The 13,770-nt window shown below is 45.3% G+C and carries 14 protein-coding genes and 2 tRNA genes; 10 read left to right on the plus strand and 6 right to left on the minus strand.

Annotation, left to right across the window (positions count from 1 at the left end):
• Nucleotides 1-8 precede the first annotated feature (8 nt).
• Together U9J37_RS06935 and U9J37_RS06940 are read left to right on the plus strand one after the other, a co-directional pair.
• Nucleotides 9-85, plus strand: a tRNA-Pro gene (locus U9J37_RS06935).
• Between the two features lie 171 nt (nt 86-256).
• A tRNA-Ser gene (locus tag U9J37_RS06940) sits at nt 257-347 on the plus strand.
• Between the two features lie 45 nt (nt 348-392).
• On the opposite strand, the gene U9J37_RS06945 is transcribed toward U9J37_RS06940, so the two are convergent.
• Nucleotides 393-1,316 (minus strand): histone deacetylase family protein, encoded by a 924-nt coding sequence (locus U9J37_RS06945; protein WP_005473335.1) that lies wholly within the window; start codon nt 1,314-1,316, stop codon nt 393-395.
• A 285-nt stretch (nt 1,317-1,601) separates the two neighbouring features.
• Here U9J37_RS06945 and U9J37_RS06950 point away from each other — a divergent pair, with 285 nt between their 5' ends.
• The 3 genes from U9J37_RS06950 (at nt 1,602) to U9J37_RS06960 (ending at nt 3,742) form a co-directional block, all read left to right on the plus strand.
• Nucleotides 1,602-2,282, plus strand: a complete 681-nt coding sequence (locus tag U9J37_RS06950) for an SDR family oxidoreductase (protein WP_005473390.1) — start codon at nt 1,602-1,604, stop codon at nt 2,280-2,282.
• 132 nt (nt 2,283-2,414) lie between these two features.
• Complete coding sequence (locus U9J37_RS06955; protein ID WP_005473360.1) at nt 2,415-2,948, plus strand: YbhB/YbcL family Raf kinase inhibitor-like protein; 534 nt, start codon at nt 2,415-2,417, stop codon at nt 2,946-2,948.
• Between the two features lie 14 nt (nt 2,949-2,962).
• Nucleotides 2,963-3,742, plus strand: coding sequence for a helix-turn-helix transcriptional regulator (locus tag U9J37_RS06960; RefSeq protein WP_005473347.1), 780 nt, complete (start codon nt 2,963-2,965; stop codon nt 3,740-3,742).
• Here U9J37_RS06960 and U9J37_RS06965 read toward each other — a convergent pair.
• On the minus strand, nt 3,739-5,706 hold the full coding sequence (locus tag U9J37_RS06965; protein ID WP_005473440.1) for a DNA topoisomerase III: 1,968 nt from the start codon (nt 5,704-5,706) through the stop codon (nt 3,739-3,741). The genes U9J37_RS06960 and U9J37_RS06965 overlap by 4 nt on opposite strands.
• A 109-nt stretch (nt 5,707-5,815) precedes the next feature.
• Nucleotides 5,816-6,154, minus strand: a complete 339-nt coding sequence (locus tag U9J37_RS06970; protein WP_005473328.1) for a Grx4 family monothiol glutaredoxin — start codon at nt 6,152-6,154, stop codon at nt 5,816-5,818.
• Nucleotides 6,155-6,426: 272 nt separating this feature from the next.
• Between U9J37_RS06970 and sodB the strand changes: the two genes are divergently transcribed.
• From sodB to U9J37_RS06985, 3 genes are all read left to right on the plus strand, one after another.
• A complete protein-coding gene (gene sodB, locus U9J37_RS06975; protein WP_004748456.1) occupies nt 6,427-7,011 on the plus strand; it encodes a superoxide dismutase [Fe] in 585 nt (194 codons plus the stop codon).
• Between the two features lie 133 nt (nt 7,012-7,144).
• Entirely contained in the window at nt 7,145-7,648 is a 504-nt protein-coding gene (locus U9J37_RS06980; protein WP_005473391.1) for a VC2046/SO_2500 family protein, read from the plus strand.
• A 210-nt stretch (nt 7,649-7,858) separates the two neighbouring features.
• Nucleotides 7,859-8,521: an SDR family oxidoreductase gene (locus U9J37_RS06985; protein ID WP_005473351.1), complete on the plus strand. Its 663-nt coding sequence runs from the start codon at nt 7,859-7,861 to the stop codon at nt 8,519-8,521.
• On the opposite strand, the gene U9J37_RS06990 is transcribed toward U9J37_RS06985, so the two are convergent.
• Nucleotides 8,518-8,976 carry a low molecular weight protein-tyrosine-phosphatase gene (locus U9J37_RS06990; RefSeq protein WP_005473439.1) on the minus strand — a complete coding sequence of 153 codons (459 nt, stop codon included), beginning with the start codon at nt 8,974-8,976 and terminating at the stop codon, nt 8,518-8,520. The genes U9J37_RS06985 and U9J37_RS06990 overlap by 4 nt on opposite strands.
• Nucleotides 8,977-9,081: 105 nt before the next feature.
• On the opposite strand from U9J37_RS06990, the gene cobO reads away from it, so the two are divergent.
• Nucleotides 9,082-9,687: a cob(I)yrinic acid a,c-diamide adenosyltransferase gene (gene cobO / locus U9J37_RS06995; RefSeq protein ID WP_005473366.1), complete on the plus strand. Its 606-nt coding sequence runs from the start codon at nt 9,082-9,084 to the stop codon at nt 9,685-9,687.
• Nucleotides 9,688-9,890: 203 nt separating this feature from the next.
• Nucleotides 9,891-10,577 carry a substrate-binding periplasmic protein gene (locus tag U9J37_RS07000; RefSeq protein WP_005473393.1) on the plus strand — a complete coding sequence of 229 codons (687 nt, stop codon included), beginning with the start codon at nt 9,891-9,893 and terminating at the stop codon, nt 10,575-10,577.
• A 46-nt stretch (nt 10,578-10,623) separates the two neighbouring features.
• Here the strand turns inward: U9J37_RS07000 and U9J37_RS07005 are convergent, their stop codons facing one another.
• Nucleotides 10,624-12,744, minus strand: a complete 2,121-nt coding sequence (locus U9J37_RS07005; protein ID WP_043887132.1) for an AsmA family protein — start codon at nt 12,742-12,744, stop codon at nt 10,624-10,626.
• Nucleotides 12,745-12,892: 148 nt separating this feature from the next.
• Nucleotides 12,893-13,534 (minus strand): uridine kinase, encoded by a 642-nt coding sequence (udk, locus tag U9J37_RS07010; protein ID WP_005473367.1) that lies wholly within the window; start codon nt 13,532-13,534, stop codon nt 12,893-12,895.
• Nucleotides 13,535-13,770 lie beyond the last annotated feature (236 nt).

A 13,770-nucleotide genomic window follows, 5' to 3' on the forward strand; every position in this document is an offset into this window, starting at 1 on the left:
ATCGGAATCGGACTGTAGCGCAGCTTGGTAGCGCACCGTCATGGGGTGTCGGGGGTCGCTGGTTCAAATCCAGTCAGTCCGACCAATACACCTTAAAAAGAGAGCTTCGGCTCTCTTTTTTGTTTTTAGTGGCTCATAAAGTATAAAAAACGGCCTGTTAAATACTTTATTGTGTTCAAGCGGTCATAATTAAAGCAAACAGTAAAATTAAGGGTTTACAAGTTTTCTAAACCTCTATATTATTCGCTTCAACAACGGAGAGATGGCTGAGTGGTTGAAAGCACCGGTCTTGAAAACCGGCATACGTTAATAGCGTATCTAGGGTTCAAATCCCTATCTCTCCGCCACATTTCGTAAAAAAGCCGCTAAGCAATTGGCGGCTTTTTTCGTTGTTAGCAAGCATAGACATCGTAAGCAGCGTGTATCAACTGCATGTGAACTGGAACCAAATCACCGTGATTGGTTCGATACCCACCACCGACTACGCACGCAATCGGCAACCCATTATCCTTTGCTAAAGAGAACATAAACTTATCTCTTTCATAGATCGCCTTAGTAGAAACATCAAAGTAGCCCAACTCGTCCTCGTGATGAATATCGACGCCAGCATCGTATAAAATAAGGTCTGGCTGATGAATCGAGATAGCCATCTCCACGACGGAGCGAAATGTGCTCAAAAACTCCTCATCGCCCGTATTTCTACTTAAAGCAACATCAAGATCTGAGTCAGGTTTGCGTGCGGGAAAATTTTTATCGCAATGGAAAGAAAGCGTGACAATGTTTTCTTCTTGTTCACATAAAGTTGCCGTCCCGTCGCCATGATGCACATCGCTATCGATAACAATGACTTTTTCAATCCCCTCTAAGGTAAGCGCTCGTTTCGCCGCAAGTACCAAGTCATTGATCAAACAAAAACCACTACCGAAATCTTTGTGGGCATGGTGATAACCACCACTGAGATGAATCGCGACCCCGTGCTTAGCACTCTGCTCTACGGTTTCACTGGTTCCACCCGCTGATGTAAGAGTACGACTCACCAAAGTGTCACTCCAAGGAAAGCCAATTCGCCGCATTTTAGGCGCGGGTAGAGCCCCACTAAAAAGTGCATCAATATAATCATGACAATGTACTTGCTTGACACATTCTGCCGATAGCGGTGACGGCTCAACAAATTGAAATGCATGCTTCCATCTAGGGTCGCACTCTCGTTGCTGAGTGATGACTTCATAAAGCAGTTGGTACTTTTGAATCGGATAACGGTGCCCTTCTGGAAGCGGCAGTTGCGAGTAAATTGAGTGATAAATCAGCGGTATCATAGCAGCGAGTAAAGTGTTGATGTTGTTTTATGGTATCAGCTTGAACCTAGGTTGAAAAACTGATTAAATGATAATAATTATCATTTAATCAGTTTGCTATCGTGTATAGAACTCTCTATTTTTATTTGGGCATTATTTCCGGAACCGCTTCAGCGTTGATTCTATTTCTTGCTATGTTTGTCGCGGCGGGTCTATTTGTTATCCAACTCGTCTCTTAGCTAGGGAAAGCTAACCGGATTTTTGATAGCCTACGGAGTCAGTATTGAATTGAGGGGCGATATCACGATGAATACCATTCTCATCACCGGCGGAAATAGAGGCATAGGTTTTAGTCTTGTTAAACTTTACTTAGAGCACGGTTGGTCGGTACATACTACCTATCGCAGCGCCGACAGCTCACAGCAATTACTCTCAAATAGCCATAAAAACCTCACATGTCACCAGCTGGACGTTACCGACTACGCGTCAGTCAAAGCATTAGCGGAGCAGTTATCAGCAATCGATGTGCTGGTGAATAACGCAGGCTATTACGGTCCGAAAGGGTATGGGTTTGGCAACACAGACGTAGAAGAGTGGCGTAAAGTATTCGAGATCAACACGATCGCCCCACTCAAACTTGTCGAGGCATTCTACCCAAACCTTGAAAAAGGGAGGCTTAAAAAGATTGCATGTTTGTCGTCAAAAGTAGGGAGCATGACGGAAAACACGTCTGGCGGTGGCTATATTTACCGTTCATCAAAAGCTGCGTTAAACTCTGTCGTAAAGAGCCTGAGCAATGATCTCGCAAAGCAAGGTTTTACTGTCTTGGCTCTTCATCCTGGCTGGGTGCAAACCGAAATGGGTGGACCTAATGCCCTCATCGATACCGAAACGTCTGCTCGTGGCTTATACAGCGTTATAGATACGGCAAAGCCTTCTCAATCTGGGCAATTCATTAACTATGACGGAAATCCGCTCCCTTGGTAACAAACCTCAGCCATTGGCTTCACAATAAGTATCACCTTAGCCATACTATTAGTTTATATTGATACTTATTGTCGAACTTAAGAATTGCAAGCTCGCTACACTGACTTCGAACTTAAGCGTAGGAGCAACCCCATGAAAACAACGACACTTAGTCTACTCACTCTCGCAGTCATGACTTCAACCGCAGCGCAAGCTTTCGACATTAGCAGCAAAGATATCCAAGAAGGTCACCCTATGGCCAAAACCTTTGAATATTCTGGCTGGGGCTGTGATGGCGGTAATATTTCACCACAGTTGACTTGGGATAATGTGCCTCAAGGCACACAGAGCTTTGCGATTACCGCCTATGACCCTGACGCCCCAACTGGAAGTGGCTTCTGGCATTGGATTGCAACCGATATCCCTGTCAGCCTGTCTGAGCTTCCAAGAGGAGCAAACATCAAAAAACTTGGTGGTCAGGAACATCGAATTGACTACGGTTCAGTAGGCTTTGGGGGCGCTTGCCCTCCAGAAAAAGATGGCATGCACCGCTATCAATTTACCGTTTGGGCACTTCCTAAAGCTAAGCTAGGGTTAGATGAAAACACGCCACCAGCGGTGATTGGTTTTACACTTAACAGTCTTGCTCTTGATAAAGCAACGCTGACAGCAACTTACACTCGCTAAACAAGGATTGGGGAATGAACTATCACTACCAAGTAACCACATTTCGAGCCAAGCAATTGCAAAAGCTTAGAAATGTCACCATGCATTCCCCTACTTTGATTCAAGTGCTGTCAGGGAGCAAAAGACTGTATTGGAAAGAAGATGCCGTCGCGCTCACCCATCAGCGTTTTTTACTTTGCCCAGCATCGAGCTCTCTCAGTTTCGAAAATATGCCTGAGAAAGGGCCGTTTTTATCGCGGGTATTTAGCTTCCATCACCTGCCAACAGAATCGATGATGCGATTAAGTAATGAGCATCAAGATACCTCGGATTCGCCACTCTTAAAGTACGATAAGGCTTTGCTTGCTAGCTTAGATGCGCTAGCCTCTTTCGACCTAAGCACCATGAGCAGTGAGACACAGATCTTATGGCTTATGCCGTTGTACCAGCAGTTGGCAGAAAAAGGGGCACTACAACTGCTCTTTCCTTCGCAAGAAGCATCGCTAAGTCATAAGTTGAGTCGCTATCTCGCCCTTTCACCTGGCGAAAATCATCCACTAGAAGAGGTGGCGGATAAGTTTGCGATGAGCAGAGCCACGCTGATTCGTAAGCTAAAACAAGAAGGTTTACAGTATCGAGAGCTGCTAGCAGAAGTAAGACTCAACCATGCTCTTCACCTGATGCAATCCACACCGTGGAGCACACTCAACTTGGCGCAAATGTGTGGCTATCAATCCGAAGAGCGCTTTAGCCAACGCTTTAAGAGCAAGTTTGGGATTACGCCAAAAGAATACATGAAAACCGTCACAGGTTAGGATGTTTTAGAGCTCGACGATCCTTTTCTTCCCGCTGTTTTTCCTTTACCACTGGTTCGGCGTTTACGCTTAAACGCAGGCCGCTCAACCTTAGGTAGATGACGCAGCGATTGTGGAATCTCCCCCGATTTAACTTGAGACATCAAACCATCGATACGGGTTTGCAGTGCCTGCATAAAAGGACCATAGGCTTGATTTCGCTCAGCCATGCCTTGCAGTTGATGCTCCCAATGTGCCGTCATGTCTGGATACGTCGACTCAGACGGCAGCGCATGCACTAAACCTCGTCCTGCGGGGCTACTCAAAATGGATTTACCTTGGCGAGTCAAGAGCTGGCGCTTAAACAAGGTATCTAAGATGCCCGCGCGTGTCGCTTCTGTGCCAAGACCATCGGTTTCTTTAAGGATTTTCTTAAGTTCTTTGTCTTCGACAAAACGCGCAATCCCCGTCATAGCCTGAAGCAAAGTAGCTTCTGTAAAATGCTTAGGCGGCTCGGTTTTACGGTCTTTGATTTCCCCTTCACGGCACGTAAGTATCGTCCCTTCGGCTAACGGAGGGACAGCATCGACACCGGAATCCTCCTCATCTTGCTTACCCATCAACGCTTTCCAACCTGCCGAAACAAGTTGTCGACCTTTGGCGATGAATGTACCGCCTGCAATATCGAACACCAGTTTTGCTTCTGCATAGACCGCCGCCGGATAAAACTGCATTAAATATTGGCGGGCAATCTGCTGATAAATCTTCATTTCGTTGCCAGAGAGGGCGTTCACTGACGCTTTTTTAGGCGTTGGGATGATGGCGTGGTGCGCATCCACTTTTGTGTCGTTCCACGCTTTTGACTTGATACTTAGGTTAGCGCCAGAAACGGCGCTCCCCAACTCTTTAGCATTATTACTAATCGCATCACACACGCTACTTGCTTGCCCATAGTGTTCCATAGGCAAATAGCGACAGTCCGAACGAGGGTAAGTGATCAGCTTATGTTTTTCATACAAAGACTGACATGTATCTAGAACTTGTTGTGCACTCATCCCAAAACGCTTGGCGGCATCAATTTGTAGCGCTGAGAGTGAATAGGGTAATGGTACCGACTGCTTGGTTTGCTTCTGTTCTGATTCCACCACCTTTGCAGGCTGATTCGCGATGCGCTGAGCAACATTCTCTACCAACTTACGGTTAAGAACTCTACCCTCTTCATCCTGCCAAGGCTGACACGCTTCACTTGGCTTCCAACGCGCACGAATATCAAATGCACTGCCCTCTCCTTGATAAGGAATGAGCGCATGTAAGGTGAAATAATCGCGAGGAACAAAATTTTCGATCTCTTCGTCGCGGCGTACAACTAAGCCCAGAACTGGCGTTTGCACTCGTCCAACCGACAACACACCTTGATAGCCAGCCTTTTGGCCAAGCAGGGTATAAGCACGGGACATGTTCATACCATACAGCCAATCAGCACGAGAACGCGCCAACGCCGAAACAGACAAAGGAATAAAGTCACGATTACTGCGCATCTGACCGAGCGCTCGTTTAACCGCAGGTAAGTTTAAATCGCTGATAAGAAGTCGCTGGGTCGACTCTTTTTTGGTCTTACTGACTTTGCAATAATCTAAGACTTCATCCACCAGCAGCTGCCCTTCTCTATCAGGGTCTCCAGCGTGAATAATCTGATTGGACTCTTTTAGTAACTTACGCACAACCGTAAGCTGTTTGCTCGCAGACTTTCTTGGTCGCAACTGCCACTGTTCTGGGACAATGGGTAAATCGGCTAGATTCCATTTTTTGTAGCGTTCATCGTAGGCATCAGGCTCTACTTGTTCGAGCAAGTGGCCAATGCACCATGTCACAACATCCCCGTTCCCACAGCGAATAAAACCTTGATCGTTTTTTTTAGGGCCAGGTAACGCTGCGGCAATCGCTCGGCCAAGACTTGGCTTTTCAGCAATAAAGAGACGAGACATAAAAACACATCGAATAGATACAATAAGGGCCACATTTTGATAATGCGGCCCTTATAAATCAAGAAAAACTGTAAATTTAAACAGTATTATGCAGCATCTAAGAAGAGAATTACGCCTCTTCACCGCCTTCGGCGCGAGCAGCGGCTTCTTTGATGATTGGCTGTAGTTCGCCTTTTTGGAACATCTCGATGATGATGTCACAACCACCAATCAGCTCACCTTCAACCCAAAGCTGTGGGAAAGTAGGCCATTGTGCGTACGCTGGAAGCTCAGCACGGATATCAGGGTTTTGTAGGATATCTACGTAAGCGAACTTCTCGCCGCATGCCATCAGAGCTTGTGCCGCTTGAGAAGAGAAACCGCAGCTAGGTAGCTTAGGCGAGCCTTTCATGTAAAGAAGGATCGCGTTCTCTTCAATTTGCTGTTTGATTTTGTCGATAGTTTCCATTGCTTCCTCTTAATGGAGTTACTGCAAGTTATCCAGACATTCTAAACCATTGGTAGAGAATAAAAAGCCCAATCTACATGGGGTTTTAGACCATAATGAAATTTCATATAGAAATTGCCTAGCTAACCTTTTAATAAGGCAAAAAATTGCTAAACTAGAGCGCAAGTCAGCACAATGACCGTGATCTATTTTTCTAACGATCACGAATAACAAATAACATTGGAAGCAATCGAAAGGGTCTTGACTCTTTCATATTAACGGAGAATCGAGCAATGGCATTTGAACTACCAGCTCTTCCTTACGCAAAAGACGCACTAGAACCACATATCTCAGCTGAGACTCTAGATTTCCACCACGGCAAGCACCACAACACTTACGTTGTTAAACTAAACGGTCTTATCCCTGGTACTGAGTTCGAAGGCAAATCACTAGAAGAGATCATCAAAACTTCTACTGGTGGCGTATTCAACAACGCAGCTCAAATCTGGAACCACACATTCTACTGGCACTGTCTAGCGCCTAACGCAGGTGGCGAACCAACAGGTGCTGTTGCAGATGCAATCAACGCGGCATTCGGTTCTTTCGAAGAGTTCAAAGCGAAGTTCACTGATTCTGCAATCAACAACTTTGGTTCTTCTTGGACTTGGCTTGTTAAAAAAGCAGACGGCTCTCTAGAAATCGTGAACACGTCTAACGCTGCAACGCCACTAACAGAAGAAGGTACGACTCCACTTCTAACTGTTGACCTATGGGAACACGCTTACTACATCGATTTCCGTAACGTTCGTCCAGACTACATGAATGCATTCTGGGCACTGGTTAACTGGGACTTCGTTGCTGAAAACCTAGCAAAATAATCCTCTCCCCTAGGATTTAAAATTTAGTCGTTTAAAAAGCCAGCACTTAGCTGGCTTTTTTCTTTTCTTAACAGCAATTTCGCTAAAGTTTCGCTGCCTATCGTCGCTATAAAAGCAATAGATGAGGGCATGTATGCAAATCCATACTTTAGACAAAGCGAGCATTATCAACGAGCTTCAGTTCGGCACGGGTATCAACCACGCCGTCCACGAAGGTCGCAGAGCTGACTTTGCCCTTATTTTGTCGATGTTTTCTGACGATGTGCGAGACAACACACCTGTCGAAAAGATAGAGCAACCTGAACTGACAGAAAATGTCCTACGCCAACGCTTTGAGCTTCCCGAGCCGCAGCCACTGCGCTCCGATCAAAGCTCCTACGACATTTCGGCCACCCAAGCGAGCTTGTTCCATAGTGCGGGATTACCGAGCGCCAAGCTCAGCCACTACCTCAAACCGGATGCGTTGACCTATCTACCTGAAGATACCCACGGCCTACCAGAAGAGGTTTACCACAACCTTTCCGGTCATCAACGTCGACAATTGGGCGAGAAAGAGCCAAAACAACTCATGCCTGCTGATTTGTACAATAAGTTGATCTCAGCGCAACGCAGTTTTCAGATTTCTGCACAAGCATAGTGCACCCCTTTCTTTATTAAGATCACAAACTTGCCTGCTCAGTTTGTTTGCTCGTTCACTAAACCAATCATTTAATGTGAATGACCGCAAAGAAACGCCGATTCCTATGTGAAGCAATGGATTAATTTGACGTCATTCACAACTTAATAACAGTTAATCAACCATGCTATTCAAACACATCTTATTGATTGGTTTCAGGGAGAAATACCAATGAATATTAATCGTTCTGTCGTTCTTGTGACGTCTGCAGGTTCCCAACTCGGTAGCACAATGGCTTGCCACTTTGCTTCACTTGGGGCTACGGTCGTACTTTGCGATAAAGAGACTCCCCAATTATCAGAAACTTATCAGCTTTGCTCGGACATCTCGAAAGACATCTACCAATTTTCGATTCCTGATCATTCGATGAATTCCATTCAGGCGTTATTTGATTTTATTGATCATCAAGTTCAGCGTTCCCCAGACGTGCTGATCAATGCGATCACAGTACAAGCGATGCCGAACATTTTTGATCAATCTGCCAGTGATGTGTTCACTCAACGCCTCTCTTTTATGGCCGCAACCCTGTTTACCTTTGGGCAAGCGACCGCAGAGAGAATGCGTGAAGAGAAGAAAAATGGCGTGATTGTCAATGTGATCTCTCATAATGACTACCAAGACTTGTCTGGGCTAGATAATGCAACATCTATGGTGGCAGGCTTTACCCAAAGCTGGGCGAAACAGTTAACGCCATTTAATATTCGCGTTGGTGGCGTGGTTCCAGCCGTTGAGCATGACTCAATGCATTGGGCCGAAATTCAAGATGAATTGATCCGCAATACTGAATACATTGTCTCTAACGACTACTTTAGTGGCCGGGTTATGGCAGCTTAGTTATTCTCGATAGCATCAAGGACACCGTCACTCGCTTCTTCGATCAAATCTAACACCAACTCAAAACCTCGATCGCCTCCATAATAGGGATCGGGAATCTCATCATAGTTTGACGCTGCATAGCTCAGAAACAGCTTGAGCTTATGTTGATGATGCTTAGGACACTCTGCAATAAGATCGTCTAAATTTGCACGATCGGCGGCTAAAATCAGGTCAAAATCAGCAAAATCTGCTGATACAATTTTTCTAGATCGAATGCCTTTGAATGAGTAGCCTCGCTTTTCCCCAGCGGCTTTAGATCGTGGATCGGGTGGATTACCTTGGTGGTAACCGATAGTTCCAGCAGAATCGATCTCGACACTGACTCCGCGCGCCTTGGCCTTAGCTCGAAGAATCGCCTCCCCTGTTGGCGATCGGCAAATGTTGCCCATACACACCACTAAAATTCTTTTCATTGCCCTCTCTCCATTTCGACCTTTGTCCTTAGGATTCGCAGGTGTTTGAGTCTGCTGTGATGCGCTATGATAGCCACAGAATGATGAATTAAAAAAGGATTTCCCATGACAGTAGAGAACAACAAAGACGCTCGTCACAAAGCAAGACAGCAAAAAGTAAAAGAGAAAGTCGATGCTAAAGTCGCGGCAGCTCAAGAAGAAAAAGGACTACTTTTGGTGATCACGGGCAACGGCAAAGGGAAGTCGACGTCTGGTTTCGGCACCATTGCTCGCGCCGTAGGTCATGGACAAAAATGTGCCGTTGCCCAGTTTATCAAAGGCACTTGGGATAACGGCGAACGCAACTTGCTGGAAAAGTTAGGCGTAGAGTTTCAAGTCATGGCTACAGGATTCACGTGGGAAACACAAAACAAAGCGGCAGATACAGAAGCAGCACAGATCGTCTGGCAAGAGTGTAAACGGATGCTCAAAGATGAATCGATTAACGTCATTTTATTTGATGAGCTGACTTATATGGTGAGCTACGGCTACATCGAGCTGGATGAAGTGGTCGAAGCGTTGGAAAATCGCCCGAAAATGCAATCTGTCGTGATTACGGGTCGTGGTGCCCACCGCACACTGATTGAAATGGCCGACACGGTATCGGAAGTGAAAAACGTCAAACATGCTTTTGAGTCCGGAGTGAAAGCATTGAAAGGCGTTGATTGGTAAAAGCAAAAGCAGCCAATCACATATTCAAAAAGAGCAGCTTTTGTTATGAACGCTGCTCTTATTCCCTTCCGGTTTATTCAGTAACAAGTCAAACGGTTTTGTTTTCATCGACTATTATAAATGAGTTATCTATCAACAATAATTGAAATATGTCGATACTCAAAATAACACTGATTACTATTTGCTGTTTTTGGTCAGTCTATGTGAACGCCAAAATCACTATTATGACGGAAGATTTTGCCCCGTTTGGCTATTACGACGCTCAAGGAAAACTAACTGGTATCGGTGTTGAGCTCGTCCAAGCTATCACCGAAAAACTCAATGTGGATAGCAACATTCAAGTATTACCTTGGTCCCGAGCGATCAAAAAGCTTGAACTCCTTCCTAATCGAGCCTTATTTTGTGTGGCGAGAACCCCGGCACGCAATGATAAGTTTGAGTGGGTGGGTCCTATTTTGTCCGATGGAGTCTACCTCTATCACACCAACGATTTTGACTCTTCGAAAGACACTATCCAAAGTGCAAAGTTGTGGAAAAACATAGCAGTTACAGCAAACTACCCAGAACATCAGGTATTAACTGAGTTGGGGTTCGACAATTTGTGGATAACAAACCAGCCGCAAGAGAACGTTCGTCTTCTGATTTATAATCGAGTCACTGCCATGGTAGCGGGAGAGTTTGCGATGCCTAGTCTTCTTAAATCTCTAGAAATGGATGGTACAGATGTCGTCCGTTCCGAAATAAGCTTATTTGATATCGAGCTGTACATCGCCTTTTCCAAAGGCACCGATCCGCAAGTGTTGCGCAAATGGCAAAATGCACTTGAGGAACTGAAGTCCTCGCCTCAGTATTATCAGATAAGACAGCGCTATACCGTACCAACCCCATAATGAAAAAAGCCAGCATGACTATGCTGGCTTTTCTGAGGAAAACGGATTAGTTAAATAAGCCTTTAATCAAGCTATTTACCGCCTCTTTCGTTTTCTCATCTTTGATTTTGTCGGTGAGCTTTTCAACGCCGCGGTCAATTTCTTTCTCCGCTTTCTGCTTTAAGACATCATCAAATACCAGCTTATATTTCGGCTCGGACCACTTGCCCGAAATATTAATCGGGATGGTAATGTCTCTGAGCTCGTCAATGTCTTTACCGCCTTGACCTTCCAATGAACCAACAATCGACGTGCTGACCGTAAAATCAACCGTTTGCTGGATGTAGTTGGCTTCACCGTTACCGCGAATACGAAGAAGTGGCGAGTGCATGGTCAAATCATTGGTCGAAACATTACCCTTATTCAGCTTCAAGGTTGCTTTCATGGCACTGAAGTCGGTTTTTTGCACGCCTTCCTTATCATCGAACTTTTCGCCTTTGATTTTGGCGTAATTCTCACGAATCAATTGAGCGACGTTGATACCATTGACCGCGCCATCGGCAAAGTCGATGACCATCGTCCCAACTAGGTTACTTTGAATCCCTGTTGGCGTGAGACTTTCGCCCTTGAGATCTACAGTAATATTGCCCGTACCTTCAAGCATGTCATTGTCAGCCACGTCTTTCAGTAGCGGCTGAACTTTAACGCCCTTGATCCGTTTTTCCACGGTGTACGTCGCAGGACTCTTACGTGCATCTAGCTTCGCTTTTGCAGTAATCGAGCCTTGATAAAGATTGGAGCTGAATGAGGTTAGCTCCGCGATACCACGGTTAACCGAGAAGCTCGCTTTAACATTTTGTAGATGAGCATTGTTTGCCTTGAATTTATCAATCGTCATGTCACCTTTTACATCTAAGGTCTTCAATGCGGATAAATCCGGCTCAACCTCTTCTGATGGCGTTGCTGGCTTTGAATCACCAGAACCAGAGCTTGGGGCTTGCTCCTTATCTTGTGGAGCTTGGCCCAAACCAAGAAATTCGTCCAAATCGATATTTGGACTGTGCAACGCGAAACGAACTTTAGGAATCTCTGCTAACGTCACCTCCGCTTTACCATCAAACGCCAAGGCATTCGCCGTCAGCGATTCGAGCACAAAACTTAAGTGACTTTTATTGAGATCAAAGGTTAAGTCTGAAGCCATGGCGACTTTCATTGGTGATTGCGGCAACGCATCCCCTTCGAAGCTAGCATCCAAACTCATTTTATCGAGCACAACTTTGCTGATCGCTTCATCGACCGTTAATGTCGCTGCGCCAGTCATATCAATGCTGAGATCCGCCGCTTTGCCTTTAACTTCGTAACTCAACGAGTTAGCAGCATCAAATTCAAAGGTGTCTAGTGACAGTTTGATCGTGTCCATTTTCGTCGTGGCGTCACTAAAGCTACTCTCTAACTTGATATTGCGCAGTGCGTATTTGGCAAAGCCCTTTGCAAGCTGGAATTCTGCATGGCCACTTGCGGCAAACTTTTGCTGATTCGTCTCACCTTTCGCGCCAAAGTCGGCTTTTACCCATTCATCAAACGCGAACTCAGATAAGCTGAGATTAACATCGTAAAGCTTGGTAAAACTTCCCGCCTGTAGGTCTTGAATTTCAACACCAGCATTAGAGATGGTGACACCCGCGAGTTGAATCGACCAATCAGACGTTGCTGGCGTCGTTTCTGTGGCGCGTGGCTCTGTCGTTGAAGGGGCTTCTTGCGTAGATGATTCTGCCGTTTGTGCTTGAGTTGACTGAGCCTTCGTCAACGCATCAATGTTTTTACGACCATCTTTGAGCGTTTCTAGCGATACCTGCGCACCATCCAGAACAACATTGCCAATTTCGAGTTGCTTGTTGAATAGCGGCGTAACTGAAACATCAATAACCACGCTATCAACTTTAAACATATTGAGTTTGCTAAAGCCTTGTGGGTTTCTTAGCTCTGTTTGACCTAACTCTAGACCAATCGATGGGAAAAATTGCCAGCTAATGTCCCCGTCAATGACCAACTCTAAACCAGTTTGAGTCTTTGCCTGCTCAATAATCATCGGTTTAAATTGATTTGGGTTCACCAGTAACACGAGAGCGAGAATCGCCCCCAAGATAGCAATGATGGGGATGGCAACAAAAAGGAACAGTTTCTTCATTCGCATTATCCTTGCTGTGTGAATTGATCCTGCTGTCCAGGACACAATCCCAAGTATAAATGATCACTTCGTCGTTCTAAGGACCATAAAAAGAAAGTGGCACCTAAAGTGCCACTTATCTCATAAAAAATAAAGTCTTCGTGATTGCTTAAGCACGCAGTAGTTTGGCGATGTGCGCTTTCAATACGTCGATCGCGATACGGTTCTTACCGCCACGTGGAACAATAATGTCTGCATATTGTTTTGATGGTTCAATGAACTGCATAAACATTGGACGTACTGTTTCTTGATACTGCTTAAGCACAGAGTCCATTGTACGACCACGCTCTTCAACATCGCGCTTAACACGACGAAGCAAGCAAATGTCTAGTGGTGTGTCCATAAATACGGTTGCGTGCATTAAGTCACGTAGACGAGGGTCAGTTAACAGAAGAATACCTTCAAGAATGATCACCTTCTTTGGTGTCATGGTTGTCGTATTGTCAGTACGAGTGTGCTCAGTGTAGCTGTACTCAGGAACTTCAACCGCTTCACCTTTTACCAAGCTCTCTAGATGTTCGCAAAGCAAGTCATGATCGAGTGCGCTCGGGTGGTCGTAGTTCGTTTTAACACGCTCTTCCATGCTCAATTTGCTTTGATCGTTGTAGTAGCAATCTTCCGTAATCACACCAATTTGATGATCGCCCACTTTTGCACGCAGTTCGTTGTAAATAGTGCTAGCGATTAAACTTTTTCCAGAAGCAGACGCGCCAGCAATACCGACGATGACGCATTGATTATTATCAGACATTATTCTTGCACCCGATGAATGTTGATTGGTGTCATAAGCTAATACTAGCAGTGCTCGCTACTGTGAGCGCTGTGTACTAGGACAATTTTAGGTAAACCGCCTGATTATAGGGAGTTCGGTCTGCAGTTACTAGTTGTGATTCGGCTCAATTTAGGAATTGGAATAAAAACGCCCAACGCAAACGATTACAAAGAATAAGAACAAAAAAGAGCGCTCAAAAAGCGCTCTTTTCTACG

This window comes from Vibrio sp. 16 (assembly GCF_963681195.1).
Classification (GTDB): domain Bacteria; phylum Pseudomonadota; class Gammaproteobacteria; order Enterobacterales; family Vibrionaceae; genus Vibrio; species Vibrio sinaloensis_D.

Excerpts from the sequence above, each read along its gene's own strand:
- U9J37_RS06945 (WP_005473335.1), bottom strand. The coding sequence starts at position 1,316 with ATGATACCGCTGATTTATCACTCAATTTACTCGCAACTGCCGCTTCCA.
- U9J37_RS06950 (WP_005473390.1), top strand. The coding sequence starts at position 1,602 with ATGAATACCATTCTCATCACCGGCGGAAATAGAGGCATAGGTTTTAGT.
- U9J37_RS06955 (WP_005473360.1), top strand. The coding sequence starts at position 2,415 with ATGAAAACAACGACACTTAGTCTACTCACTCTCGCAGTCATGACTTCA.
- U9J37_RS06960 (WP_005473347.1), top strand. The coding sequence starts at position 2,963 with ATGAACTATCACTACCAAGTAACCACATTTCGAGCCAAGCAATTGCAA.
- U9J37_RS06965 (WP_005473440.1), bottom strand. The coding sequence starts at position 5,706 with ATGTCTCGTCTCTTTATTGCTGAAAAGCCAAGTCTTGGCCGAGCGATT.
- U9J37_RS06970 (WP_005473328.1), bottom strand. The coding sequence starts at position 6,154 with ATGGAAACTATCGACAAAATCAAACAGCAAATTGAAGAGAACGCGATC.
- sodB (WP_004748456.1), top strand. The coding sequence starts at position 6,427 with ATGGCATTTGAACTACCAGCTCTTCCTTACGCAAAAGACGCACTAGAA.
- U9J37_RS06980 (WP_005473391.1), top strand. The coding sequence starts at position 7,145 with ATGCAAATCCATACTTTAGACAAAGCGAGCATTATCAACGAGCTTCAG.
- U9J37_RS06985 (WP_005473351.1), top strand. The coding sequence starts at position 7,859 with ATGAATATTAATCGTTCTGTCGTTCTTGTGACGTCTGCAGGTTCCCAA.
- U9J37_RS06990 (WP_005473439.1), bottom strand. The coding sequence starts at position 8,976 with ATGAAAAGAATTTTAGTGGTGTGTATGGGCAACATTTGCCGATCGCCA.
- cobO (WP_005473366.1), top strand. The coding sequence starts at position 9,082 with ATGACAGTAGAGAACAACAAAGACGCTCGTCACAAAGCAAGACAGCAA.
- U9J37_RS07005 (WP_043887132.1), bottom strand. The coding sequence starts at position 12,744 with ATGAAGAAACTGTTCCTTTTTGTTGCCATCCCCATCATTGCTATCTTG.
- udk (WP_005473367.1), bottom strand. The coding sequence starts at position 13,534 with ATGTCTGATAATAATCAATGCGTCATCGTCGGTATTGCTGGCGCGTCT.